Source organism: Acidovorax sp. PRC11 (genome assembly GCF_031844105.1).
Lineage (GTDB): Bacteria > Pseudomonadota > Gammaproteobacteria > Burkholderiales > Burkholderiaceae_C > Paracidovorax.
The window spans coordinates 186,231-210,499 of record NZ_JAUZUQ010000008.1; the positions used below are offsets into that span (position 1 = coordinate 186,231).

The following is a 24,269-nucleotide window of genomic DNA, read 5'->3' on the forward strand; positions in this document are numbered from 1 at the left end:
CCGAAACGCATTCCATGGGAAATCCCCTCCAATCCAGCAGCCCGGCCCCCGGCCTCCGGCTGCGGGTCAATGGCCGCGCCTGCGACGTGCCCGCCGCGCCCGGCACGGCGCTGCTGCACGTGCTGCGCAACGACCTGGAGCTGAATGGGCCGAAGTACGGCTGCGGCCTGGGCGAGTGCGGTACCTGCACGGTGCTGATCGACGGCGTGGCCGCGCGCTCCTGTGTGATTCCCGTGCAGGCCGCGGCGGGCCGCGAGGTGACCACGCTCGAAGGGCTCGGTTCGCGCGCATGCCCGGGCCCCACCCAGCAGGCCTTCATCGACTGCCAGGCGGCCCAGTGCGGCTATTGCCTCAACGGCATGGTCATGACCGTCGAGGCCCTGCTGCGCCGCAATCCCCATCCCTCGGAGCAGGAGGTGCGCAGCGAGCTGCACCACAACCTCTGCCGCTGCGGCACGCACGTCGAGATCCTGCAGGCCGCGCTGCGCGCCGCGCGGTTGCGCGTGGGCGGCACGGGGGCGGATGGCGAACCGGCGGCACCGGAGGCGCGGCCATGAACCTGCCGGCCCGTTCCATGGCGGCGCCCGCGCTGGCCTCTGCATCCTCGGCCCCCGGCGTGCCCGCGGACCTGCTGCACGGCCTGGCCGTCCGCCCGCCGCGCATGGGCTGGGACGGATTGCGCTACCAGGGCGACGCACTGGCCGATGCCCGGCTGGACGCTGCGCGCGCCATGGCCGGCGTGGTGTCCGTGGTGCGCCAGGGCCACTTCCTGGGCGTGGTCGCCATGGCGCCGGTCCATGCGCAGCAGGCGGCCGTGGCCCTGGCGCCGGTCTGGCGCGGGATGGATGCCGGTGCCCGGTCCGATGCCGATGCTGGTGCTGGTGCTGGTGCTGGTGCTGGCGATCTGCGGCCCGATGCCCAGGCAGGCGATGCGTTCGTCTGGCATGCGCCCGGAGCCGATGCGCCTGCGGGCGTGCGCGCCATCGCCTGGTGCCTGGACGGCCACGCGAGCCTCTGGCTGCCCGCCTGCGCGCCCGAGGTGCAGGCCCTGATCGTCGGCGAAATCGCCGCGCTGCTGCAGTTGCCGGTGCAGGCCGTGCGCCTGTTCCTGATCGACGGGCCCGTGCCGCATGCGCTGGCGCTGATGGATGCGGCGGCCGATGCGGCGCTGCTGTCCCGGGCCGTGGGCCGGCCCGTGGGCGTGCCCTGCCGCATGGCCGCTGAAACCCGTGCGCTGGTGCTGCACCCCCTGCAGGAGCAGCCCGCTGCGCCCGGCGCTGCGCTGCGGCCGGTGGATGGCTCGGGAGACGGTGCTCCCCAGCCTCCTGCTGCGTCTTTTGGCTTTTCCTCGCCGCTGCCCTGGGCCGTGCGGCCCAGCTGCGCGCGCCTGCTCGGCCAGTCGGGCGCGGCGCGCGCGGCTGCCCTGCCCGGCGTGCGCGGCGCCGGCACCGTGCAGGCCGGGCCGCATGCCTCCGGTCTCGCGCAGGCCGGGGTGGACGACTTCAACGCCGCCCAGGTGTTCGCCAGCGAAAGCCTGTGGCACGAACGGGCCCTGGAGCAGGGCCACGATCCGCTCGACTGGCGCCTGCGGCACCTGCCCGAGGGTCCGGCGCGCGACCTGGCCACCCGCGTGGCGCAGAGCGCGCCGTGGCGCGGCGAGGCGCAGCACGCCGACGGGCGCCTGCACGGCCGGGGCTTCGCGACCGCCTGCGTGCAGAGCCTCGATCCCGAAGGCCGGGACTGCACGGTCTGGAGCGCCTGGGTCGCCGAGGTGGCCGTGCATCCGCGGACCGGCGAGATCGAGGTCACCCGCGTGGTCGCGGGCCACGACAGCCAGCACCTGCAGGCAGTGCAGGGCGCCAGCGTGCATGCGCAGACCGTGGAGCAGGACGCCCACTGGCTGGCCGGCGCGCGCCGCCTCCTGGGTGCGCCACCCGCCTTCGATGACTGGCGCAGTCCTGCAGGCGCTGCCGCCACCGATGCGCCGGCCGCAGGCGGTGCGCTCATGGCTTCTGCTCCGGGCGATGGCCCCCTCATCCGCCATGGCCAGCTGGGCCTGGACGGCGTGGCCACGCTGCCCGCCGCCGCCGCGATCGCCAACGCCATCCGCCACGCCACGGGGGTGCGGCTGCGCGAAGTGCCCTTCCAGACCGAGCCGCTGCGCCGCGCGCTGGCCGGCGAGGAGGGCCCGGATGTCCCGCGCACGCGCTCCCCGCTGCGGCGGGGCCTGGGCTGGCTCGCGGCCGGTGCCGCCGGCGTCGCGGGCCTGGCCGCCATGGCATGGCCGATGAAACCGGCGCTGCCGCTCACCGACGGGCCCGATGCATCGCTCTATTCCCCGCAGGCGATCGAGCGCGGCCGCCTGGTCGCTGCGGCCGGCGACTGCGTCGTCTGCCACACCGCGCCGGGCGGCGCCCCGAACGCGGGCGGCCTGGGCCTGGAGACGCCGTTCGGCACCATCTATTCGACCAACATCACGCCCGACACGGAGACCGGCATCGGCCGCTGGTCGTATGCGGCGTTCGAGCGTGCCATGCGCCAGGGCATCCACCAGGATGGCCGCCAGCTCTACCCGGCGTTTCCGTACACGGCCTTCGCCAAGCTCAGCGACGGCGATCTGCAGGCGCTCTACGGCTACCTGATGTCCCGGCCCGCCGTGCAGGCCCGGGCACCCGAGACGCAACTGGCCTTCCCCTACAGCCTGCGCCCGGCCATGGCCGGCTGGAACCTGCTGTTCCACGACGCCACGCCCTTCCAGGCCGACCCGGTCCGCAGCGCCGACTGGAACCGCGGCGCCTACCTGGTGCAGGGCGCGGGCCATTGCACCGCCTGCCATTCGCCGCGCAATGCGCTGGGCGCCGAAAAGGGCGGCATCCACTACCTGGGAGGCGGCGAGGCCGAGGGTTGGAGCGCACCCGCGCTCAACCGCCTGGCCGACGGCCCCCGGCCCTGGAGCCGCGAATCGCTCTACCAGTACCTGCGCACGGGCTTCTCCGCGCGCCACGGCGTGGCCGCCGGCCCCATGGCGCCCGTGATCCATGGCCTGGCCGAGCTGCCCGATGCCGACGTGCGCGCCATGGCGACCTACCTGATGGAGCTGCCCGGCCAGGCGCCGCAGGCCGCGCCGGCCCAAGTTCCCGCGCCCGCCCCGGCAGCGGACGCCACGGTGGCCACCGCGTCCACCGCGTCCACCGCGTCCACCGCGGTGCCGATGCCGGCCCCGGCGCGCACCCTGGACCGCCATGCCGACGGCGAGCGCATCTACCAGAACGCCTGCGCCGTCTGCCACGAGGCCGGCAGCGGTCCGACGCTGTTCGGCGCGAAGCCGCAGCTGGGCCTCAACACCAACCTGCACGCCGCCACGCCGGACAACCTGGTCCAGGTGATCCTGCACGGCATCCAGGAGCCGGCCGACGGCGCCCTGGGGTACATGCCGGGCTTCCGCGACAGCCTGAACGACCGGCAGATCGCCGACCTGCTGGGTTATCTGCGCGCCCGGTTCGCACCGGAGGAGAAGGCGTGGCCGCAGGAGACGGAAACGGTCCGCCGGCTGCGGGCCACGGCGCATGCGGGCGCGCCATGACCCGTTGGGCCGGTGACGGCCCGGCGGCAGCAAGCGGTGCCGCGAAGAACAAAAAGGGAAAGGCCGGGAGGAAGGTTTTTTGCGATCGGCCCCTTCGGGTGGCGCCGGAGGGCTCGATCGCGCCAGGGGTTTTCCAGCAGGGCGCGTGCCGGCACGGCGGCGCGCCCTGGCGGAAGGGGCACATCAACAGCTAGCGGTGACGACCACAGGAGTTCCCATGTCATCTTCATTCGTTTCGGTGGAAAAAGGCATCCAGACAGCGGGTGTCGGCCGGTTCCAGTACCGGCTCTTCGTGATCTTCGGCCTGGTCTGGCTGGCCGACGCCATGCAGGTGCTGTCCATCGGCTTCAGCGCGCCGTCCATCGCCAAGACCTTCGGCAAGACGGTGCCCGAGGCGCTGCAGACCGGCACCTTCTTCTTCATCGGCATGCTGATCGGCGCCTTCTTGTTCGGCCGCCTGGCCGACCGCATCGGGCGCCGCCCGGTGCTGATGATGGCTGTGGTGATCGATGCCTGCGCGGGCGTGGCCTCGGCCTTCGCGCCCGAGTTCGCCTGGCTGCTGGTGCTGCGCTTCATCACCGGCATCGGCGTGGGCGGCACGCTGCCCGTGGACTACACCATGATGGCCGAGTTCCTGCCCAGCGACCGCCGCGGCCGCTGGCTGGTGCTGCTGGAATCGTTCTGGGCCGTGGGCACCATCTTCCTGGCCATCCTGGCGCTGGTGGCCGTCTCCTGGGACAACGACGCCTGGCGCGTGATCTTCTTCGTGACCGGCATTCCGGCGCTGATCGGCGTGGTGCTGCGGTTCTACATCCCCGAGTCGCCGATGTTCCTGAACCGCAACGGCAAGTCCGACCAGGCGCGCCAGGTGCTGGAGCGCGTGGCCAAGGTCAACGGCAACACCGCGCCCATCCCGCCGCTGCAACCCGAAAAGCAGGAGCGCAAGTCGCTGTTCTCGCTGTTCTCGGCCGAACTGCGCCGCCGCAGCCTGGCGCTGTTCCTGGCCTGGGCGCTGATCTCCATCGCCTACTACGGCGTCTTCGTCTACCTGCCCGTCAAGCTGAGCAGCGAGGGCTTCGCCTTCATGCGCGGCCAGGTCTTCCTGGTGGTGCTGGCCCTGGTGCAGCTGCCCGGCTTCGCGCTCTCGGCCTACGGCGTGGAACGCTGGGGCCGCAAGCCCACGCTGATCGGCTTCCTGCTGCTGAGCGCCGTGGGCTGCATGCTCTACAGCCTCGGCTCGTCGCCGGTCGTGGTGATCGGCTCGACCCTCCTCATGAGCTTCTCGCTGCTGGGCACCTGGGGCGCGCTCTACGCCTTCACCCCCGAGGTCTATCCCACCGACCTGCGCGCCAGCGGCATGGGCATGGCGGGCGCCGTCGCGCGCTTCGGCGGCCTGTTCGCCCCGGCCATCATCGCTCCGATCATGGCGACGCATTTCACGCTGGCCCTGGCCGTGCTGTCCGCCATGCTGGTGGGTGGCGCGCTGTCGATCTGGGCGGTGGACGTGGAGTCGCGCAACCGCGCGCTCGACTGATCCGGGCCACGCCGCAGCGCTCCCTACAATCCCGGCATGCACGACAAGACCGCGACCGAGGGTGCCGACGAGGGGTATGTGTTCTCCGAACAGGTGGGGCATCTGCTGCGCCGCGTGTACCAGCGGCACACTGCGCTGTTCCAGCAGTACATCCCCGACTCGCAGCTGACGGCCGCCCAGTTCGTGGTGCTGTGCTCGCTGCACGACCAGGGCAGCAGTTCGCTGGCCGAGGTGGTGAAGGCCACCGTGATCGACCAGGCCACGATCCGCGGCGTGGTCGACCGGCTGAAGCAGCGCGGCCTGATCAGCGTGGACCATGACCGCGTGGACCGCCGCAAGGTGGTGATCGAGCTGACGGACGAAGGCCGCGACCTCGTGCGCACGATGCAGCCGTTCGCGCGCAGCATCACCCAGAGCACCTACGGCAAGCTCAACCCCGCGGAACGGCTGGCGCTGGATTTCCTGCTGCGCAAGATGTTGGAGAGCGGCGAGGACGAGTGAGGCCGGCAGGGCGGATCAGACCATCCGCCGGAGCGCGTTGTCGCGGCGCACCAAGGCGTGCCAGAGCGCGGCGGCGACGTGCAGGCCGATCACCCAGTAGAAGGCGGTGCCGAGCCATTCGTGCGCGGCTTCCAGGCTGCCGGCCAGTTCCTTGTCGACCCAGGCGGCAGGCCAGGGGATGGCGGCGGACGTGAACGGCAGGCCGATGCCGCGGCCACCCACGAGGCGGCAGGCCATGCCCAGCAGCGGCTGCACGACGAGAAACGCGTAGAGCAGCGCATGCCCCAGGTGCGCGCCAATGCGCAGGTGCGCCGACAGCGGCGGCTCCATCGGCGGATGCGGAGACCGCCAGCGTGCGACGAGCCGCGGCACCACAAGCAGCAGCACCAGCATGCCGAGCAGAAAGTGCGATTCGACCATCAGCAGCCGTGCGTCGCTGCCGCGCTCGAACGCCTGGCGCAGATTGATCGTGGCGTATGCGAGCGCGACGAGCAGGAACATCACCCAGTGCAGCGTGCGCAGGGTCGCCGAATACTTTGGGGCTGGCGTCATCAGGGCCTCTCCAGGGCGTTCCCGCCGGGCCGGTCCCGCGGGTGGCAGAGTGTGCCATGGCGCGGAATCCGCGGGAATGGCGGCACGGCGCGCGTGCGCTCAGACCTGCAGCACTTTTGCGGCGACACCCAGGATGCAGCCCGCAATCCCCGCCATGCCGAGCCGGCCTGCCCAGCGCCGGCTGCCGTGCGGCCACTGGTTCATGGCCAGTGTGAAGCCCCAGCCCATCACCATCCACGATGCCGGTACGAAGGCCGTAGCGCCGGCGGGCCCGAGCGTCGCTCCACTGGCCGCGCCCTGCAGTGCCAGCGTGAGCACCACGGCCGCCATGGCACGGCGCCGTGCCGCGGCGTTCGCGGCCCCGTCGCCCCAGGCGCGCGTGGGCACGGCATGCGCCCAGGCCCGCAGCCCTGCCAGCGCAGCGAGGACGGCGCAACCGGCCAGCCATGCGTTCATCCGGCATTCTCCGGCGCGTGGCCGTCGGGCTGGCGGCGTTGCCCTGCGGCGCACAGCGCATGCACGGCAGCCAGTGCGCACAGTGCCGCGGCCAGCCACCAGTGCGCCAGCCCGGCCCGCGCCGCGAGGCCGGCGTAGCACAGCGCCGCCAGCATCCACAGTGCCGCGCCGGTGCGCGGCAGCCAGGCGCGCACGGTGGCTGCCGGCACTGCGACGAGGCAGGCCAGCAGAAGCCCCAGCATGCCTGCGGGCCGCGCGGGGCCTGCCGCCGCCAGATGGGCGACGCGGAAGCACTCCAGCGCGAGCGCCCCCGCCAGCCAGAAGGGCCAGTGGGTCGCCACGGCGCGCAGGCGGCGCCGCCGCGAGCGTGCCCCCGGGTGCGGGTGGTTCGCGGATCGGGCGTGCGCCGTGGCCCGCACGGGCCGCGCGGCCTGCACCCGCCCGGGCCCGATGGCCATCGCCACACCCGCGCAGCTCAGGCCCAGCGCGAGCAGGCCGGCGAACACCGCGGGGCCCATCGGTGCACCGAGCGCCCAGCCCGTGGCCCCCGCGATCGCGAGCAGCAGCCCCGCCGCCGCGAGCGCCGTGCGCCACAGCCGGGCCGCGCCGCGCACCAGTGCGGCCAGCAGCGCCGAGGCCAGCAGCCACCCGCCGACCAGCGACCAGTCCGCCCAGGGCGGCCGGTGCGCGAGCGGCTCCAGGCCCGCGGGCGGCAGCAGGTGCAGCAGCAGCGCCGCCGCCAGGATGGCAGGCACGGTGGCATGCAGGGCGAGGTAGAACCGCAGCATCATGGAGAGGACAGGGTGGATGCGCGCTGGCGCCGGCCGTCCAGCCAGATCAGCGTGCCCGTGATCGACAGGAACGCGGGCGTGAGGCCCAGCAGGAAGTAGAGGCATTTCAGCGGCAGCCCGCCGAAATCGCCGAAGTGCAGCGGCTCCATGAGCGCGTTCACCATCGACCAGAACCCCGCGGTGCGCGGATCGTGCACCTGCCGGATGCGGCCACCGGCCCCCTCGAAATCCACGTGCGCGGTGCTGGCCAGGTGGCCCTGCAGGTCGCCGGTGAAGCGGACCTGTCCCTCCGGTGTGCCCCATTGCCGCAGCGACAGCGTGGTGGCCTCGAAGCCCGGCAGCGCCTGCCGGGCGGCGGCATGCAGCGCGTCCAGCGACGGCGCTGTCGGCGCTGCTGGAAACAGGGCCGCGCGGACCGGCGCCGGCGCCATGGCCGCGCGTGCCGGGGCAGGGCCGGTGGCGAGGTAGCGCCAGCCCTGCTCGAACAGCGGCGCCACCCCCAGCCAGGCACCCGTGCCCGCGATCAGGATATGGAAGCCCAGGCCCCAGATGCCCGCGGACTTGTGCAGGTCCGACGTCACCACGCGCAGGCTGCGGCCCCAGCGCTGGGTGAACAGCTCCGCGAGGATCTTGCGGTGGATGACGATGCCGGTCGCGATCAGCACCAGCATCGCCACACCGAGGAAGCCGACGATCCAGCGCGGCCCGAAGAACAGGAATACGTGCAGCATGCGCAGGGTCTGGCCCAGCTGGCTGTCCACCGGGCCCACCACCGCGCCGGTGTCGGCGCGCAGTGCCACCTTGGTGCGCTGGGCGCCCGGCGCGCCGGGCGTGCGCAGAAACGCGAAGTACGCCGGGCGGTCTGCGTCAGGCAGTTGGATCGTCTCGACCGTGGCCTCCGGGTAGCGGGTCCGCAGGTGCGAGAGCACCGTGTCGAGCGGTGCCGGCTGCGCCGCGCGCGGCAACTGCACAAGCGACGGATTGGCCCAGAGGTCGATCTCGTTCTTGAACACCACCACCGCGCCCGAGAAGCACACGACGAACAGCAGCAGGCCCGTGACGATGCCCGCCCACGAATGGAGCGTGAGCAGGCGTTGCAGCGTGCGCTGGCTGGTCATGGGCATGCGGGCTGGCCGCGCGGCGGGAGGTTGCCGCGCAGGGCGGGGGCGGTCGGCGTCAGAAGAAGTACGTCAGGCCCACGCTGAAGTTGCGCGGCAGCGAGGGCGAGACCACGTTGGCGTTGATCGCGCCGTCGTAGTACGCCCGGTCGAACACGTTCTTCACGCCGGCCGTGATGCGGTAGTTGGGCCCGGTGTAGCCGACGGACAGGTCCACCACCGTGTAGGCGGGCAGGGAGAACGGATAGGAGCCGACCTGCCGGGTCACGTGGCGGGCGCCCGCGCCCAGCGTGAGCTGCGGCATTTGCGGCAGCTGGTAGGTGGCCCATAGCGCGAATGTGCTGCGGGGCGTCAGGTTGAGCGGCTTGCCGACGATGGCCGCGTTGCTGTCGCGCGTGACCTCCGAGTCGGTGTAGGTGTAGGCGCCGGTGAGCTTCCAGTGGCGCTGCAGCTCGGCGCCCACTTCCAGCTCCAGCCCGCGCGCACGCTGCGCGCCGGTCTGCACCTGGAAGGTGGCGTTCACCGGGTCGGCGGTGGTGACGTTGCTGCGCTTCAGGTCGAAGAGGGCCAGCGAGCCGGTGACGCTGCGGTCGGGGGCTTCGTACTTCAGGCCGGTTTCCCACTGCTTGCCGGTTTCGGGAACGAACGGCGCGCCCGAGAAGCTGGTGCCCGGCACGGGCAGGAACGATTCGCCGTAGCTGGCATAGGCGGCCCAGCCGGGCACGAACTCGTACACCACGCCGGCGGACAGCGTGGTGGCGGAGTCCTTCTGCCGTGTCTTCTGCCGGGCGATGCGGTCGTCGATGGTGTTGGTGGACCAGTCGCGGCGCAGGCCGGCCAGGACGGTCCACTGCGGCGTGAGCTTGATCTGGTCCTGCGCATAGAGGCCGGCCACGGTGAGCCGCTCCGGCGCGTCGATCGTCAGCCCCGCGGGGCAGCGCGCCGCCACGCCGTACACCGGGTTGAACAGGTCCATCGGCGCGATGGTGCAGGTGCGGCGGCCCAGCCAGTTCTTGCCGGTGCGCGCGTCCAGCCCGGCCACCAGCTGGTGCTGCACGCCGAGGGCTGCGAACTTCGCCAGCACCGAGGTGTCGGTGGCCAGCATGTCGTCGTCCATGTACTGGCGCGTGGCGGTGCGGTTCTGCAGGCGCTGGTTCGATTGCAGCGTGGAATTGGCGACCAGGTTGCCGGTGCCGCCCTCGGTTTCGTAGCGCACGTTCTGGCGCAGCGTGAGTGCGGGCGAGAACCGGTGCTCCAGCGCATAGCCCAGCGACTTGGTCTCGATGTCGTAGCCGCCGAAGCCGGGGTCGCCCGTGTAGAGCGTGCGCCGCACCGGGCCGTTGCGGTTGGGCAGCACCGTGCCGTAGGGCGTGACGCCCTGCTGGCGCATCCACTGGCTCTGGTTGTAGGTGGCGAAGACCACCAGGTCGGTCTGCGGCCCCAGGTCCAGCGACAGGGAGGGTGCGATCCAGCGGTCGCGGCGGTAGATGAAATCGGTCGGGTCGTCGCTGTTGGCGACCTGCGCGTTGATGCGGAAGGCGGCCTTGCCGGATTCGTTCAGCGGCCGGTTCAGGTCCGCCTGCAGGGTGCGCTGGCCGAAGCTGCCCACCTCCACGCCCACCTCGGTGAGCGCCTCGCGCTTCGGCCGCTTGCTCACCGCGTTGACGATGCCGCCGGGCTGCACCTGGCCGTAGAGCACCGATGCCGCGCCCTTGAGCACCTCGAAGCGCTCGTAGCCGTAGGGGTTCAGGCGCGTCCACATGCCGGCGCTCTGCACCAGCCCGTCGATCAGCACGGATTCGGTGGAGCGGAAGCCCCGGATGTTGAGGTCGTCGACGCCGCGGCGCCCGAAGTTCACGGGGCTCACGCCCGCCACGGTCTGCAGCGCCTGCTGCAGGTTGGTGATCTGGCGTGACTCCATCTGCTCGCGCGTCACCACGCCGACCGACTGCGGCGTCTCCAGCCGGCGCATCGGCATCTTGCCGGCCGTCTGGGCTTCGGTCGGAGCGAAGCCCACGTCCTTCTCGGTGCTGGCGTTGATGCGCACTTCCTGCAGTTGCGCGGGGGACTGCGCGGTGCCGTCCGCGGCGGCGCCGGCCTGGGCGAACGCGGCCTGCGACAGGCACAGTGCCAGCGGGGGGAGGGCGCAGCGGCCCAGGCGGAATGCGGAAGAAGAGGAACGGGCGGCAAGGCCTGGCAAAGCCATGCCAGCGGCGCGCGGAAACGCTGCGCCGGGACGGAGGTGGATCATGGAACGGCAGAAAAGAGGATGCCGCACCGGCGCGGGAAGCATCCCGGGGTCCAGCGAAGCATCGGAGCTATGAATTCTTTTGAGAATAATTCGTATTTAAATTTATGTAAAGACGGTCGAGCACGGTTTTCCGCAGCCGGCGGGCTGGACCATGGAAATCCGTGGCTTCGGCGCCCACAGGCGCAGGGGCGTCAGCGGCCCTGTTCCTGCAGCAGCAGCGCCAGCGTGGAGACCGCATCCAGCAGGGGCCCGCGGTCGGGCGAACGCCATTGCGCCGGCAGGCCATCGACCAGAGCCGCGCTGCGCTCCAGGCCCGCCTGCCGCAGCTTCCGCGCCTGCGCATGCGCCCACGCGTCCATCCCGCCCGGCTGGTGGCGCAGCCCGCGGCGCAGGGCGTGGGCCAGCCATTCGCGCGTTGCGCCGATGAGGGCCTGCAGCGCGCCCCGCGTCTGCGCAGCCGTGCGCAAAGGCAGCGGCTGCGCGGCGGGCGCCTCGGTCTGCGGCACCACGGCGCGCTGGTCGGTCAGCAGGGCGAGCGGTTGCATCACCGCCTCGCCGTGGCGCAATGACACCGGGCCCGCGACGGCGCGCAGGGCGCCCCACTCCCCGGCGAGCGCACGCGCCAGCGCATCCACAGCGCCGGGGGCCGCCGCACGGTGCGGCAGGGCCAGGTGCAGCGCGGCCGCCGAGGCGCCGCATCCGTCACCCCCGGCGGGCGCCGCTTGCACGATGCGCGCATGCAGCACCTGCGCGGCCGCGTCCCATTCGCAGTCCTCCACCTGCATGCCGCCGCCGGCCAGCACGTGCAGCGATCCGCCCGCCCCCCCGGCGGCGCCCGTGGCCGCAAGACGCGGGCGCACGAAATCCGGCAAAGCGGTGCGCAGCCGGTCCACCAGCGATTCCACGCTGCTCTGGCGCAGGGGAGCGCCCAGCTCGTCCCACGCGGTGGGCGACAGCGGCATCACGCCGGTCTGGCGCGCGCCGGAGCCGATATCGATGGCGCCATTGGCGCGGCGCGTCGCGGTCTTGGTGATGACTTGGCCCGCCGCGATCTGCCGCAGCGGGAACCCCGCCACCCGGCGCGCTGAAAGCGCCTGCGCGGGCCCGCCTTCGCCGCGCGGCCAGTGGCGCTCCAGCACCGTCACGGTCTGCGTGTCCGGATCGGCGAACAGCACGCTGGCGCCTTCTGACGTGTCGTCGGCCCACAGCGCCGCCCCCAGCGACACGAGCTTGAGGTGGTCCAGCGCCACTTCGCCCTGTACGCCGATGCCCAGGATCTGGCTCGCATGCAGCGGCGGTCGGGCCGCATCCAGGGGCAGGTCGGCGGCCTCTTCGGCATGCACCGCGGCGCGGGGCCGGGCCCACAGTTCTGCCGCCACCTGCAGCGTGTGCGTGGGATCGTCGCGGCTGCTGCGCGCCTGTTGCGACTGCAGCAGCCGCCACAGCTCGGCCAGGCCGTCGTCCACCCAGCGCCAGCCCAGCGCCTGCGCCCGCACGCGCACCGCCGCGAAACGGGCCTCCAGCGCCATCGGGGGCTGCGAGGTGCCTTCGAGCCACAGCGCCAGCAGCAGGCCGTCCAGGGCCTCGCGCAGCGGCGCCGCCTCTGCGGAGCGCAGCCGGCCAGGGGGCGCCGCCGGCTCCGTGGCCGCCGGTCCCTTCCCGGTCCCCGTGCCCGTGCCCGTCTCCGCTTCCGCCGCGGTGCCATCGGCTTTCGGGGCCGCCGGCGAGGCCTGGCCGCGCGGCAGCACCTCCACCATGGTGTCGTCGCTCCCCGCCGCCAGTTCGCCCGCCGCCCGGAAGGCCCACACGGCGACCACGACGTGGGCGCAGCCGCTGCCCTGCCGGCAATCGCAGCGTGCGTGTGCCAGCGAGCTGCGCGAGAAAAAGCGCACGGTGCACATCGGCAACCGCGCCGCGGGCGGCACTGAAGGGCCGTGCCAGGGCTGCACCGCCACCACCGGCCGCGATGCCGCCAGGCGCGCGGCCTGCTCCATCACCGTGGGCGTGACGCTGGCCGCCACCGTCGCATCGTCGAAATGGGCGGGGCTCCAGGGGCCTACGGCGGCGGCAGCCACCGGAGCCACCGACGCGGCGACCGCGGCGCCGGCCTCGCCATCGGCATCGGCATCGGCATCGCCGGCTTCTGCTTCAGCGGTGGCGGTGGCGGTGGCTCCGGCTGCGGCCTCTGCGGCACGGGCCTGCTGCTGGTAGGCCAGCACCAGCATCACGCGGTGCCGGCACATGCCGCTGGCCGCGCAGGTGCAGGTGGCATCGCGCAGCGTGCGGCCGGGCGGCAGGCGCGTGCATGCGCCGTCGGCGAACTCCGCCACCACCGTGCCGTCGGCTTGCGTCGCCAGCCGGGGCAGCAGGCCCGCGGCCACGTCCTTCTGCGCGCGCTTCACGAAGCCCGCGTTGGCCAGGGCGGTGAGCGCCTCGGGCGTGAGTTCGAGCAGATCGGCCCGGTCCGCCGCGCCAGTCATGCCTGCACCTTCTCGGCCAGCCAGGCTGCGAGCTGCCCCGGCGTCATCGCGCCCACCTGCGCGCCCTCGCGCACGAGCCGCGCGGCCATCTCCCGGTCGTAGGCGGGTTCGGCCTGCGCATCGAGCGCGGCCAGGCCCAGCACCCTGGCGCCCGCACCGGTCAGGGCCTTCACGCGGCGCACCAGCTCGCCCGGGTCGCCGCCTTCGTAGAAATCGCTCACCAGCACGACGATCGTGCGCGCCGGGCTGGCCACCAGCGACTGCGCGTAACCGACGGCCTTGGCGATGTCGGTGCCGCCGCCCAGCTGCACCTTCATGAGCAGCTCCACCGGGTCGGACACATCGGCCGTGAGGTCCACCACCTGCGTGTCGAAGGCCACCAGCCGCGTGCGCATGCCCGGCAACTGCCACAGGCAGGCGGCCATCACCGCGCTGTGGATGACGGAGTCGACCATCGAGCCGCTCTGGTCGATGAGCAGGATGATGTCCCACGGCTCGGCATGCCGGCGCGTGCGGCTCACGAACACGGGCCGCTCCAGGTAGAGCCTGCCGCGTGCCGGGTCCCAGCGGCGCAGGTTGGCCGCGAGCGTCCGCTGGAAGTCGAAGTTGCGCGCCACCTTCAGGCGCGAGCGCCGGCGCCGGTCGCGGCTGCCGCCGAAGGCCTGCCGCACCTCGGTCGCGAGCTTTTCCATGATGCGACGCACGACCTCGGCGACCAGCCGGCGCGCGGCGGCGAGCACGTCGGGGTTCATCAGGTGCTTGGTGTGCAGCACCGCGCGCAGCAGCGATTCCGACGGCTCGATGCGTTCCAGCACGTCGAGGTTCGTGACGACCTCGTCGATGCCGTAGCGCTCCACCGCATCGCGCTCCAGGCGTTCGATCACTTCCTTGGGAAAGAGCGTGTGGATGGCGTTGATCCAGTCCGGCGTGCTCAGCGCCGAGGGGCCCAGGCCGGCGCTGCGCTCGCCGCGTTCGGCCCGGTCGCCATCGCGGCCGTAGAGCCATTCGAGGGCTGCGTCGGCCGCCTGCGCCGCCTCGCCGAGCGCACCGCAGGACGGCTCGGCCGGCTCGCCGAGCAGCAGGCGCCAGCGTTGCAGGGGATCGGGGATCGAGAGGGTCATGCGGAGGCTCCGGTACCGGCGTGGATGCCCCACGCCGCCAGCCGCGCGGCCGCGGCCGCTTCGGCGGCACGGGCGCGTGCGATGTCTTCGGCGGCGAAGCCGCCTGCCTGCGCGGCGGTGAGCGCGCGGCGCGACAGGTGCTGCGCGCCGTGCAATGCGAGCACCTGTCCGGCCAGATCACCGCGCTCGCGTGGCGGCAGCCAGGCGAAGGCCGCGCGCAGGGCGGGCAGCGCCTGCACGAAGTCGTTGTCGTCCAACGCGCGCACGCGGCGGTCCATGGCGGCGGCGAACGCCGGTTCGGTGGCCAGCACCTCGCGAGCGAGCGCCAGCAGACCGGCGAGCGCGTCGCCCAGGGTGGCTGCGGTCATGGCGCCGAGCAGGTCCATGGCGTCATGGACGCCATTGCCGGGATGCGCGCCGCCGTCGGCATCGCCACTGCCATCGCTCGCGCCAGCGTCGCCCACGCCTGGGACTGCAGCGGCACGCCCCGCGAGCGCCAGGACCGCGCCGAGCGCCGCCCCCCGGCTGATCGGCGCGGCCTGCGGATCGGCCGCCTTGCGCCGCCACACGGCCAGGGCGCGTGCGGGTTCCAGCGAGAGCGGCGCCGGGGCGCCGTCGTGCAGGTCCGCCAGCGTGTCCGCCACGATCCGGTGCAGGGCCCGGTGGCCGTTCAGGTGGTCTCCCACGTCGGCCGGAGCGACGGCTGCGGGAGCTTCCAGCAGCCACAGCGCGCGGTCGAAGCCCGCCTCCACCACCACGCGCAGCACGGGCGCATCGGCCATGCCGAGCATCTGTCCGTGCCGCAGCAGCGTGTGCAGCACGCCCAGGGCGGGCGCCAGGGCTTCGAAGCGCGGCTCCTGCGCGATGGCCGCGCCGATGTCCCGCAGGAGCCCCGTGCTCAGGGCCGCCAGGCCCGCCCAGGCCGCGCGCTGCAGGCCCTCCGCCAGCGGGGCGATGCGGCCCCGGGCCTGCCGAAGGTCGTCCTCCAGCCGCGCGCGGGCCGCGTCGGCCAGCGTCGCGCCCCAGGCACCGGCTTCGATCAGGGCGGCCTGCTGCTCCAGCGGCTCGCTCAGGGCCCAGGTTTCCGTGCGCTCCCCGGACATCGCCTGCGCCGGGCCGGCGGTGCGCACCACGCCCGGCAGCCGCAGCAGGGCCAGCCGGTGCAGGATGCGGCTGCGGGCACGGTCGCCGTCCTGCAGCAGATCGAGCCGGACGGTGCCGCGCAGCGCGAGGCCATGCGCCGCCAGTTCCGCGTGCAGTGCCGCCACCAGCGGCGGCTGCGGCGTGCCGGGTGCGAGGCGGCCCGCGGCGTCGCCGGCCAGCACGTCCATCGCCTGCACCAGCACCGGGTCGGTGCCGGCGCGCAGCGGCCCGCGGTAGGTCCAGGGCAGGGGAGCGTCCAGCGCATCCTTGACGAGCGCACCCGCGAGCGCGTCGAGCCAGTCCGAGCGCAGCGGGTTCCGGTGGCCGCGCAGCCGCGCGAGGCCCATCGCCCGCGCGTGCACGGCCATCAGGTCGGCGGTGGAGGCGGGCAGCCGGCGGTCGCGCAGCCGCTGTACCACGTGCCGCAGCGCCTCTCGCGCGGCGCCCCCGGGGCCGTGCTCCCAAAGCCACTGGTAGTACTGCGGCGAGGGCATGCCCGAGGCATAGCCCGCGAAGGCGTCGAGCCGGCGGAAGGTGTAGGGCACGAGGTAGGAGCCGAAGCGCAGCGGCGCGTCGGCCGCCGCGGCGTGCGGTGACGTGCCGCCGCCGTCCGCATCGGCATCGGCATCGGCATCGTGGGCACCGGGCAGCGGCACCGCGGGTTCGTCCGGCGGCAGCCCGCGCCAGAGCCGCGCGAGCGCGGGGGCGTGGTAGCCGCCGCAGACGACCACCACCGGCCCCGCCGCCTGCGCCATCGCCCAGGCGATCCACCGCGCCATCATGCGTTCGCGCGCCTGGTTGCCGAGCGAGCCGGCTTCGCCGTCGCCGCGCATGTGGCTGAAATACGTGGACAGGCGCAGGGCCAGGGAGTCTCCAGTGCCTTCCGTCTCCGCACCCGTGCCCGCATGCGAATCCGCCACCGCCGCTCCGCCGTCCTCGAAGAGATGGTCCCAGAGCGCGTCCCGGCCCTGCACCGCGAGCTTTTCCGCCAGCGCGCGCTCGTAGGCCTCGGCGCGGGCCTGGTGCCCGGCATCCGCTGCGTCGGCATAGCGGTTCTCCAGATGGGCGAAGGCCGGATGCCATGCGGGCAGGTCGATGAAGCGCAGCCGCGCCCCGGTCTCGCGGCCCACCTGCAGCGCCTGCCACTCGGGCGAGTGCTCGGCGAACGGTGTCCACGATCCGCGATGGGTGTCGCCGTGCGACAGGTAGCTGTAGATCGCCACCGGCAGCCGGTGGGGGAGGGCCAGCTCATCGAGCCGGCCGTTGAAATCCGCCGGCCCCTCGATCAGCACGAAGGCCGGCCGCAGCGCGCGGATGCGCTCGGCCACCAGCCGCGCGCAGGCGGGGCTGTGGTGGCGCACGCCGAGGATGACGGGATCGCCGCCCGGCACCGTGCCCTCCCTCACGGCAGCCGGTGGCGCGCTTCGTAGTACGCGCGCCAGTGCGCGCCCGTGCGCTGGGCCGCCTTCTGCTCGAAGTAGCGGCGCAGCTTGGCGCGGTCGTCGGCGTTGTCCTTGACCACCGTCCCGGCGATGCAGTCCACCAGATCGGCGGGCGAGCCCTCGCGCTGCTCCAGGAACCACGCGCGCACGCCCACGGCGTGGGCGACGTTCACGGCCTCCGCCGTGGACATGACCGCCGAGAGGCGGTCCATGGCCGCATCCGCGGGCGCGCCGCCATGGCCGTCGGCCGGTGCGCCGCGCAGGTCGCGGAAGGTGGACACCAGCAGCTCCACCACCGGCTGCGGCACGGCATGCGGGATGCCGCTCTGCGCCAGCAGCCGCGCGCTGGCGTCCTGCACCAGCGACAGCTCGCGGTCGAAGTCGAGGATGGGGAATACGGTCTCGAAGTCGAAACGGCGCTTGAGCGCCGCGCTCATCTCGTTCACGCCGCGGTCGCGCGTGTTGGCCGTGGCGATGATGTTGAAGCCCTCGCGCGCATAGAGCATGGCGTGCTCGCCCGCGAGCTCCGGCACCGCCATCACGCGGTCGGAGAGCATGCCCAGCAGGCAGTCCTGCACTTCCAGCGGCGCGCGCGTGATCTCCTCGAAGCGCACGATGCGCCCCTGCTGCATGCCCTGGTAGAGCGGTGCGGGTACGAGCGCACGCGGGCTGGGCCCTTCGTTGATCAGCAGCGCATAGTTCCAGCCGTACTTGATCTGGTCTTCGGTGATCGAGGCGCCGCCCTGGATGGTCAGCGTGGAGATGCCCGAGATCGCCGTGGCGAGCAGTTCCGACAGCAGCGACTTGGCCGTGCCGGGCTCGCCCACCAGCATCAGGCCGCGGCCGGTGGCCAGCGTCACCAGCATGCGTTCGATGCCCGCCACGGGCGCGACGATCTTGGGCGCGATGCCCAGCGCCGCGTCGCCGAGGATGAAGCTGCGCGCGGCCCGCAGGCCCATCGACCAGCCGGGCGGGCGCGGGTCGGTGTCCTGGGCGCGCAGGCGCTCCAGTTCGGCGGCGTGGAGGATCTCTGCGGGCGGGCGCTGCAGCGGAGCGCCGGCTGCGGCATCGCCGGAGGGTGCCGGTTTGCGGGAAGTGGCCATATGGAATCGGGGGTCGGAGAAGTGGGGGAGCGGCTGCGCACGGCGCCCATCAGGCGCGCAGTCCCTCCATGTCGCGGATCAGTTCGCTCGCGGAGATGGCGTCCAGCCGCCCGATCGCCTCGGGGTTCTGCATGTCGCCCCAGGCCGACGGCTTGCCGACCTGCACCTCGCCCAGCTCCTGTTCGGGGTATTCATCCACCATGCCGACGATGATCCCCGGGTCCAGGTGCAGCTCGATCACGCGGTCGGCGCCCAGCGGCTTCGTGAAGTACCAGATGCAGCCGGCGTCCTGCGCCTGGCCGCGGCGCCAGCCCTTGTTCACCAGGCCCAGCACGCGGCCCGTCGGCACCTTGGCCTTCACCCAGCGAGAGAGCTTGGTGCCCGCCTGCTCGGCCTCGGTCAGCGTATAGGTGTCGCGGCCGATCTGCGGGAAGGGCTGCAGCAGTTCGTAGTCGGCGAAGATCTGCCCGAAGGCGGCCGCATCCTCGGGCGTGATCTCCAGCGCATGCGGCACGCCGATGCGCACCTGCGCCCCCTCGGGAATGTCGAACGGATCGTCCTCGGCGGTGGTGGCGCTGCCGTCCTCTGCCACGCGGAAGCAGGCCGACAGCAGGCCGCCGTGGCTGCCGCCGTCCTCCACCGCGTACACGCCCCAGACCAGGCGCTGCACGATGTGGCGCACCAGCGGGTGGCCGGCCAGGAAGGTGCGGAACACCTCCGGCGTCCAGCGGCGGCGCGTGCACATGGCCACCTCCAGCCGCAGCAGTTGCTGGCTGGCGATGGTGCGCGCATCCTTCTTGAGCAGCTTGAAGCGCTCCACCGCTTCCTGCGAGAGCGCCGCATCGTCGGTCTTCTTCGGCTTGGGCAGGTCCGGCAGGCGTGCGCCGTCGCTGCCGTCCGCCGCGATCTCGCGCACGTAGGGTTTGAGGGTTTCGTCGAAGCCCACCTTGAAGGCGCGGGGCCCGAAATCCAGCCGCAGCGTGCCCTGCGCGTCCAGGCCCAGGTCGGGCGCGAGGCGGTCCTCCAGCTCCTCGGGCTGAGTCCGCGCGCCTCGGCGATCTCGGCGATCTTCTCCCGCGCCTTGTCCTGCAGGCCCTTGAACTTGACCTTCTGGGCGATGCCGTTGAGCAGCATCAGTGCGACATCGGTGCCGATCTGCGCGAGCACGTCCAGCCCGGTCACGGCGCGCGCATGCGCGGATTCGCCCGGCCATGCACGGATGAACGGAGTGAGCCGGCGGGCCGTGTCGTCGGTGCCGAGCAGCCCGAGGGCGGTCAGCGCCCAGCCTTCCTTCGAGGGGCCGCCCGCCTCCAGCCAGGCGCTGAACGCATCCCAGGCGAAGTCGGCCAGCGAATCGGGCGTGCAGGCCTCGCGCACCAGCGCGATGCCGGCATACACCTCTTCGCTGGTGGGGAAGGTGAGCATCTGCCCGAGCGCGTCCAGCGCGTCGTCCGGCAGGGCCTTGCCCTGGCCCGCGCCGCCCCGCAGCACCGGCCGCCGCCAGCCGCGCGGTTGCCAGAATTCCGGCAGCTTCGCGCGCTTGGTGGGGAAGCGGTCGAGCGGGCTTTCGTCGAGCACCGCGCGCAGCGCCTGCACCACGGTATCGTCGCCATAGCGCGCTGCCACGTCGAGCAGCAGCGTCTCATGGCCCTGGGAATACAGCAGGCGCAGTGCCGCACCCGCGCAGTCGCGCGCCTCGCCGGCCTTGCCCAATGCCGGCGCGATGAGCGCGCAGGCCGCATGTTCGGGGTATTGGAGCAGCCATGCGCGGCCCGCGGCCCGTGCGGTCTTGAGCTTCGCAAAGGCGCGCGCGGCCGTGGCGGCGATCTCCACCGCGCCGTAGTGCATCGCCCAGGACAGGTTCTCGGTCGGCTTCTGGCGCACCATCGCGGCCAGTGCCGGCAGCGCGGGCAGGCCCAGCGTGGCGATCGCGTACCCGATGTCCCCGCCTTCCGTCTCGCCGGCCACGGCATTCCAGAACGGCACGGCCATCTCGGGCGGCAACTGCGCCGCCGCGGTGGCATCGAAGCTGTACCAGTAGTAGCGCTCATGCTGGCGTTCGGCCACCGTGGAGCGCCAGGCCGCGATGAGCGTTTTCACGTCCCCCTCGCGGATGGCCCGCTCCGCGTCCCCGCGCAGGGGCGCGGGTCGCTGCTGCCGCTTGCGTTGGCCGAAGCCCAGCAGGTCCAGCAATTCGGCCACGTCCTGGGCGGCCCGGGCGTAGCGTGTCATCTGCCACGAGTTCAGGCGGCGGGCTTCCTCGCGTTCGCCGGGCGCCCACTGTTCCACGGGCGCCAGCGGCAACGGCTCCAGCGACAGCACCGCGGCCGTCTTGCGGACGGTCTTGGCGAGCCACGGCGGGCGGGCGAGCACGTCGGGCAGTTCGTCCGGCGCCGCCACCTCGGCAGGGCCCGCGAGCAGTGCCAGCCGCCGGTCGATGGCGGCCTGTGCGGCGGTGTCCAGCCAGGGCCGCAGCAGCGGCAGGCTGTCGCCGTGCGCACGCAGCAGGCGCGAGAGCATCGGCGTGAGCAGGCCGGCTTCCTTGCCGTCGGCCGCCACCAGCCGCGACAGCGCGGCGATGCCCGCGAGCGGCCAGCGGTCCACCGCCAGCGAGAGCCGGGCGAGTTCGCTCTTGGATTCGCTCGCGACCCGGGCCAGCGCCGACACGGCCTCGGGCGTGCCGATGGCGGCGAGCGCCTCGCCCGCGGCTTCGTTGCCGGCACCGCGCTCCAGCACCGCCACCGCGCCGCAGCCGCGCTCGCGCACGGCGGTGGCCACCATGCGCGTGTTGCCCCAGAAGCCTTGGGAATAGCCCACCCGCGTTTTGGCGGCGATGGCGAGCGCTGCGGAATCCGCGGCGGTGAGCAGCAGCCAGTGCAGGGTTTCGGGCGCATCTTTCTCGGCACCGAGCCGGTGCGCGAGCGCATCCGACAGAGCGGGCCGGTCCGGCAGCAGCAGCGCCAGCACCGGCTGGCGGCTGGGGTGCAGCGAGGGCAGGGCGGCCTCGATCCGGGCCGCGCAGTCCTCCCATTCGGCCTGCGGCGCGGCCGCGAGATAGGTGCGGAAGGATTCCTCGCCCTGGCCCAGCGGGCCGCGCCAGCCGTTGCTCATGGGGCGGGTCACGGTGCCCGAGAGTTGCAGCCGATGCTTGTCCGCTTTCCGGTCGTAGACGCTCGTGGCCTCGGTCCGCTGCGCTGCGATCAGGATGTCCACTGCGCCCGGCAGCCCGTACTGCGCGACGAGGTAGTCCGCGATCGCGGCGCCGCCGGCGTTCTCGCCCTGGTAGCCGGACATGGAGAGCGCCAGCGCCAGCAGCACCGTGTCGGCCTCCGCGTCGGCCGATGCATCGGCCTGGCCCAAGCGATCGATGGTGCGCTGCAGCGCCTCGCGCAGCGCGGCGTCGCTGCCTGGCAGGTCCAGCTGCATGTCCAGCGCGGTGCGCGCCCGCTGCCAGGCCTCCGCCAGAGGCAGGATCGGCCGCGGCTGCGGGAACCGGCGCGAGGCATAGGCTTCGCGAAGCATCTGCGGCGACAGCCGCACCGGGTCGCCTCCGGCCCGCCAGGGCGGCACCTGCGCCTCGCCACCGCCCTCTGCCGCCAGGGCAGTGGACAGCCGCGCCGGGGCGGATTCCTCCTGCGCCGCGCGGTCCGCGGCCTCGGCGATCAGCGCCCGCGCGAGGCCATGTGCCTCTTTCGATACCCGTGCCGGAGAGCCCCAGCCGTCCAGCAGGCCGTCGGATTTCAACTGCTCGAACGCCATGGCCGCGCCCTGGTCGCTCACCCCGTGCTGGCGCTTGATCACGGCCGCAGACAGCACGTCGTCCACCTTCAAGGTGCCTTCGGCGATCTGCGCCCAGGTGGCCGCCACTGCGCGCTCGCACTGCGCATCCAGGCCTTCGGACGGAGGCGGGGCCGGCACGGAAGCCGGGGCGGGCGCCTTCGCGGAGGCCGGCTTCGCAGGCACCGGCGTGGCGCCGATCGCCGCCCCCGGCGCCACGCCCACTTCCGCGTAGCCCTTGCCGGTCTTTTCGGTGACCAGCCTGGCCATCGCCGCCGTGGCCTTGGCGGCATCCGCGAACGGCTTGGTCTGGCTCTGGCCGGCGGTGCCGATGCGGCCCCACCGGACGTTCAAATCGGAGCCTGCCTGCTCCACTTCCCAGAATTTGCTGGAGTTTCCCTCGATCAGTTCGAAACGTCGCATGAAGTCGTGAATCCTTTCGGAAAATGCGCCTCAAGGGGCTGCGGTGCGGGACCGCGGGTAGGTATGGCGGCCCGTGCGGGCCGGGGCGGAGCGGAGAGGGAACGGTCAGCGGCTGCCCGGCGGCAGGCCGGCGCCTTCCGCCGGTGGCGCCGCGGGCTCGGCCGCAGCGGCGATTTCCTGCCGCTCCTTGGCCATCTGTTCCACCAGTTGCTGGCGGCCCTGCTTGGCCACGGCGATCATCTTGGCACGGTCCTTGTGGTGCGGGTACATCCGGTCGGCCAGCGCGATGTTGTGGTGGCGGAACCGGTTCGCGAGCGCCTCGGCCTCGGCAGCCGGCATGCCGATCACCTCCAGCACGGTGCGCGCGGTCTTCAGGCTCGATTCGAACACTTCGCGTTCCACCCGCTCCACGCCCAGGTCGCGCAGCGCGTTCCAGTGCGTCACGTCGCGCGCGCGGGCCACGATCTGCAGCTGCGGGAAATGCTTGCGCGCGGTCTTCACGATCTTGAGCGACTGCTCGGTGTCGTCCACCGCCACCACCAGCACGCGGGCCTGCGCCGCGCCGGCGATGCGCAGCAGGTCGAGCCGCGTGGCGTCGCCGTAGAACACGCGGTAGCCGAAGGTGTGCGCCACCTCGAGCATCTCGACGCTGTGATCGAGCACCGTGGCCGGCACGCCCTGCGCCAGCATCATGCGCGCCACGATCTGCCCGTAGCGGCCGAAGCCCGCGATGATCACCGGCGCCTCCTGCGGCTCGGAGATCTCCTCCACGTCCGGCGGCGGCTCGGTGCCCAGGCGCGCATGGCGCCGCAGCAGCACGCGGTCGAGCGCGGTGAGCAGCAGCGGGCTCAGCAGCATCGACAGCGCCACCGCGCCGATGAGCAGCGAGGACGTCTCGGCCGGAATGGCGCCCGCTCCGGCGGCCGTCTGGAACACCACGAAGGCGAACTCGCCGCCCTGCGCGAGCAGCAGCGTGAACACCGGCCGCTCCTGGTAGGCCATGCCCGTGGCGCGCGCGAGCGTGTAGATGACCGCGCCCTTGATGGCGAGGAAGCCGAACAGCAGCGCCAGCATGGTCCAGGGCGAACGCATCAGCGCGCCGAAATCGATGCTCATGCCCACGGCCATGAAGAACAGGCCCAGCAGCAGGCCCTTGAAGGGCTCCAGGTCGGTCTCCAGTTCGCGGCGATATTCGCTCTCGGCCAGCAGCACGCCGGCCAGGAAGGCGCCCAGCGCCATCGACAGGCCCACCGCCAGCATCAGCATCGCCGTGGCCACCACCAGCAGCAGCGCCGCGGCCGTGAAGATCTCCGGCGTGCGGCTGCGTGCGATCCAGCGCAGCAGCGGCCGCAGCAGCAGGCGCCCGCCCAGCACGATGCCGCCCACCACGCCGACGATCTTCGCCGCCTCCAGGGCGAGGCCGCTCGCGGTGTGCGGCTGGGCCGCCGCCGCGCTGCCTTCCGCGCCGGCCGCCAGCAGCGGCAGCAGCGCCAGGATCGGGATGGCCGCCACGTCCTGGAAGAGCAGGATCGAGAACGCCTTCTGCCCGCCGTCGGTGCGCATCAGGTTGCGCTCGGCCAGCACCTGCAGCGCGATCGCCGTGGACGACAGCGCCAGCCCGAGCGCGCCGACCAGCGCGATGCGCCAGGGCAGCCCGCAGGCCCAGGCCACGGCCCAGAGCAGGGCCGCGCATCCCAGCACCTGCGCGCTGCCGAGCCCGAAGATCGGCCGCCGCAGGCTCCAGAGGCGGCTCGGCTGCAGTTCCAGCCCGACCAGGAACAGCATCAGCACCACCCCGAATTCCGCGAAGTGCAGGATGTCCTGCACATTGCTCACGAGGCCCAGGCCCCACGGCCCGATGGCGATGCCGGCCGCGAGGTAGCCGATGATCGCGCCCAGCCCGAGCGCGCGTGCGATGGGCACCGCCAGGACGGCGGCGCTGAGGTAGAGGAATCCGTAAGTGAGCCAGGTGGGTGCGTGGGCCATGGACGCGG

Annotated in this window: 15 protein-coding genes and 1 pseudogene; 4 read left to right on the forward strand and 12 right to left on the reverse strand. The window is 73.0% G+C overall.

Annotation, left to right across the window (positions count from 1 at the left end):
• Positions 1–14 precede the first annotated feature (14 nt).
• From Q9R47_RS11670 to Q9R47_RS11685, 4 genes are all read left to right on the forward strand, one after another.
• Complete coding sequence (locus Q9R47_RS11670) at positions 15–557, forward strand: 2Fe-2S iron-sulfur cluster-binding protein (RefSeq protein ID WP_311233359.1); 543 nt, start codon at positions 15–17, stop codon at positions 555–557.
• On the forward strand, positions 554–3,583 hold the full coding sequence (locus Q9R47_RS11675) for a c-type cytochrome (protein WP_311233360.1): 3,030 nt from the start codon (positions 554–556) through the stop codon (positions 3,581–3,583). The genes Q9R47_RS11670 and Q9R47_RS11675 overlap by 4 nt, the downstream gene beginning before the upstream one ends.
• A gap of 217 nt (positions 3,584–3,800) precedes the next feature.
• Positions 3,801–5,117 (forward strand): MFS transporter, encoded by a 1,317-nt coding sequence (locus Q9R47_RS11680; RefSeq protein ID WP_311233361.1) that lies wholly within the window; start codon positions 3,801–3,803, stop codon positions 5,115–5,117.
• Positions 5,118–5,153: 36 nt separating this feature from the next.
• Positions 5,154–5,618: a MarR family transcriptional regulator gene (locus Q9R47_RS11685; RefSeq protein WP_311233362.1), complete on the forward strand. Its 465-nt coding sequence runs from the start codon at positions 5,154–5,156 to the stop codon at positions 5,616–5,618.
• 15 nt (positions 5,619–5,633) lie between these two features.
• Here the strand turns inward: Q9R47_RS11685 and Q9R47_RS11690 are convergent, their stop codons facing one another.
• The 12 genes and pseudogenes from Q9R47_RS11690 to kefC form a co-directional block, all read right to left on the reverse strand.
• Positions 5,634–6,170: a cytochrome b gene (locus Q9R47_RS11690; RefSeq protein ID WP_311233363.1), complete on the reverse strand. Its 537-nt coding sequence runs from the start codon at positions 6,168–6,170 to the stop codon at positions 5,634–5,636.
• A 99-nt stretch (positions 6,171–6,269) separates the two neighbouring features.
• A complete protein-coding gene (locus Q9R47_RS11695; protein WP_311233364.1) occupies positions 6,270–6,626 on the reverse strand; it encodes a hypothetical protein in 357 nt (118 codons plus the stop codon).
• On the reverse strand, positions 6,623–7,417 hold the full coding sequence (locus Q9R47_RS11700; protein WP_311233365.1) for a hypothetical protein: 795 nt from the start codon (positions 7,415–7,417) through the stop codon (positions 6,623–6,625). The genes Q9R47_RS11695 and Q9R47_RS11700 overlap by 4 nt, the downstream gene beginning before the upstream one ends.
• Entirely contained in the window at positions 7,414–8,541 is a 1,128-nt protein-coding gene (locus tag Q9R47_RS11705) for a PepSY-associated TM helix domain-containing protein (RefSeq protein WP_404977130.1), read from the reverse strand. Before Q9R47_RS11705 ends, Q9R47_RS11700 begins: the two co-directional genes overlap by 4 nt.
• A gap of 52 nt (positions 8,542–8,593) precedes the next feature.
• Positions 8,594–10,741, reverse strand: a complete 2,148-nt coding sequence (locus Q9R47_RS11710) for a TonB-dependent siderophore receptor (protein ID WP_311233366.1) — start codon at positions 10,739–10,741, stop codon at positions 8,594–8,596.
• Positions 10,742–10,977: 236 nt separating this feature from the next.
• Entirely contained in the window at positions 10,978–13,266 is a 2,289-nt protein-coding gene (locus Q9R47_RS11715; protein ID WP_311233367.1) for an SWIM zinc finger family protein, read from the reverse strand.
• Positions 13,263–14,387 (reverse strand): VWA domain-containing protein, encoded by a 1,125-nt coding sequence (locus Q9R47_RS11720; protein ID WP_311233368.1) that lies wholly within the window; start codon positions 14,385–14,387, stop codon positions 13,263–13,265. The genes Q9R47_RS11715 and Q9R47_RS11720 overlap by 4 nt, the downstream gene beginning before the upstream one ends.
• Positions 14,384–16,936: a DUF5682 family protein gene (locus Q9R47_RS11725; protein ID WP_311233369.1), complete on the reverse strand. Its 2,553-nt coding sequence runs from the start codon at positions 16,934–16,936 to the stop codon at positions 14,384–14,386. Before Q9R47_RS11725 ends, Q9R47_RS11720 begins: the two co-directional genes overlap by 4 nt.
• Entirely contained in the window at positions 16,933–18,075 is a 1,143-nt protein-coding gene (locus Q9R47_RS11730; protein WP_311233370.1) for an AAA family ATPase, read from the reverse strand. The genes Q9R47_RS11725 and Q9R47_RS11730 overlap by 4 nt, the downstream gene beginning before the upstream one ends.
• Positions 18,076–18,124: 49 nt before the next feature.
• Positions 18,125–19,288, reverse strand: a complete 1,164-nt coding sequence (locus Q9R47_RS11735; protein ID WP_311233433.1) for a DUF4132 domain-containing protein — start codon at positions 19,286–19,288, stop codon at positions 18,125–18,127.
• A 2,846-nt stretch (positions 19,289–22,134) separates the two neighbouring features.
• Positions 22,135–22,275: pseudogene (locus tag Q9R47_RS11740) on the reverse strand (WGR domain-containing protein); the annotation flags it as partial.
• Between the two features lie 105 nt (positions 22,276–22,380).
• Positions 22,381–24,261, reverse strand: a complete 1,881-nt coding sequence (gene kefC, locus Q9R47_RS11745; RefSeq protein WP_311233371.1) for a glutathione-regulated potassium-efflux system protein KefC — start codon at positions 24,259–24,261, stop codon at positions 22,381–22,383.
• Positions 24,262–24,269: the final 8 nt, after the last annotated feature.

Bases quoted from the DNA above. Each gene is read 5' to 3' on its own strand.
- Q9R47_RS11680 (WP_311233361.1), top strand. From the start codon at position 3,801: ATGTCATCTTCATTCGTTTCGGTGGAAAAAGGCATCCAGACAGCGGGT.
- Q9R47_RS11700 (WP_311233365.1), bottom strand. From the start codon at position 7,417: ATGATGCTGCGGTTCTACCTCGCCCTGCATGCCACCGTGCCTGCCATC.
- Q9R47_RS11705 (WP_404977130.1), bottom strand. From the start codon at position 8,541: ATGCCCATGACCAGCCAGCGCACGCTGCAACGCCTGCTCACGCTCCAT.
- Q9R47_RS11690 (WP_311233363.1), bottom strand. From the start codon at position 6,170: ATGACGCCAGCCCCAAAGTATTCGGCGACCCTGCGCACGCTGCACTGG.
- kefC (WP_311233371.1), bottom strand. From the start codon at position 24,261: ATGGCCCACGCACCCACCTGGCTCACTTACGGATTCCTCTACCTCAGC.
- Q9R47_RS11720 (WP_311233368.1), bottom strand. From the start codon at position 14,387: ATGACCCTCTCGATCCCCGATCCCCTGCAACGCTGGCGCCTGCTGCTC.
- Q9R47_RS11670 (WP_311233359.1), top strand. From the start codon at position 15: ATGGGAAATCCCCTCCAATCCAGCAGCCCGGCCCCCGGCCTCCGGCTG.
- Q9R47_RS11685 (WP_311233362.1), top strand. From the start codon at position 5,154: ATGCACGACAAGACCGCGACCGAGGGTGCCGACGAGGGGTATGTGTTC.
- Q9R47_RS11715 (WP_311233367.1), bottom strand. From the start codon at position 13,266: ATGACTGGCGCGGCGGACCGGGCCGATCTGCTCGAACTCACGCCCGAG.
- Q9R47_RS11710 (WP_311233366.1), bottom strand. From the start codon at position 10,741: ATGGCTTTGCCAGGCCTTGCCGCCCGTTCCTCTTCTTCCGCATTCCGC.
- Q9R47_RS11730 (WP_311233370.1), bottom strand. From the start codon at position 18,075: ATGGCCACTTCCCGCAAACCGGCACCCTCCGGCGATGCCGCAGCCGGC.
- Q9R47_RS11695 (WP_311233364.1), bottom strand. From the start codon at position 6,626: ATGAACGCATGGCTGGCCGGTTGCGCCGTCCTCGCTGCGCTGGCAGGG.
- Q9R47_RS11735 (WP_311233433.1), bottom strand. From the start codon at position 19,288: ATGGCCGGGCGAATCCGCGCATGCGCGCGCCGTGACCGGGCTGGACGT.
- Q9R47_RS11675 (WP_311233360.1), top strand. From the start codon at position 554: ATGAACCTGCCGGCCCGTTCCATGGCGGCGCCCGCGCTGGCCTCTGCA.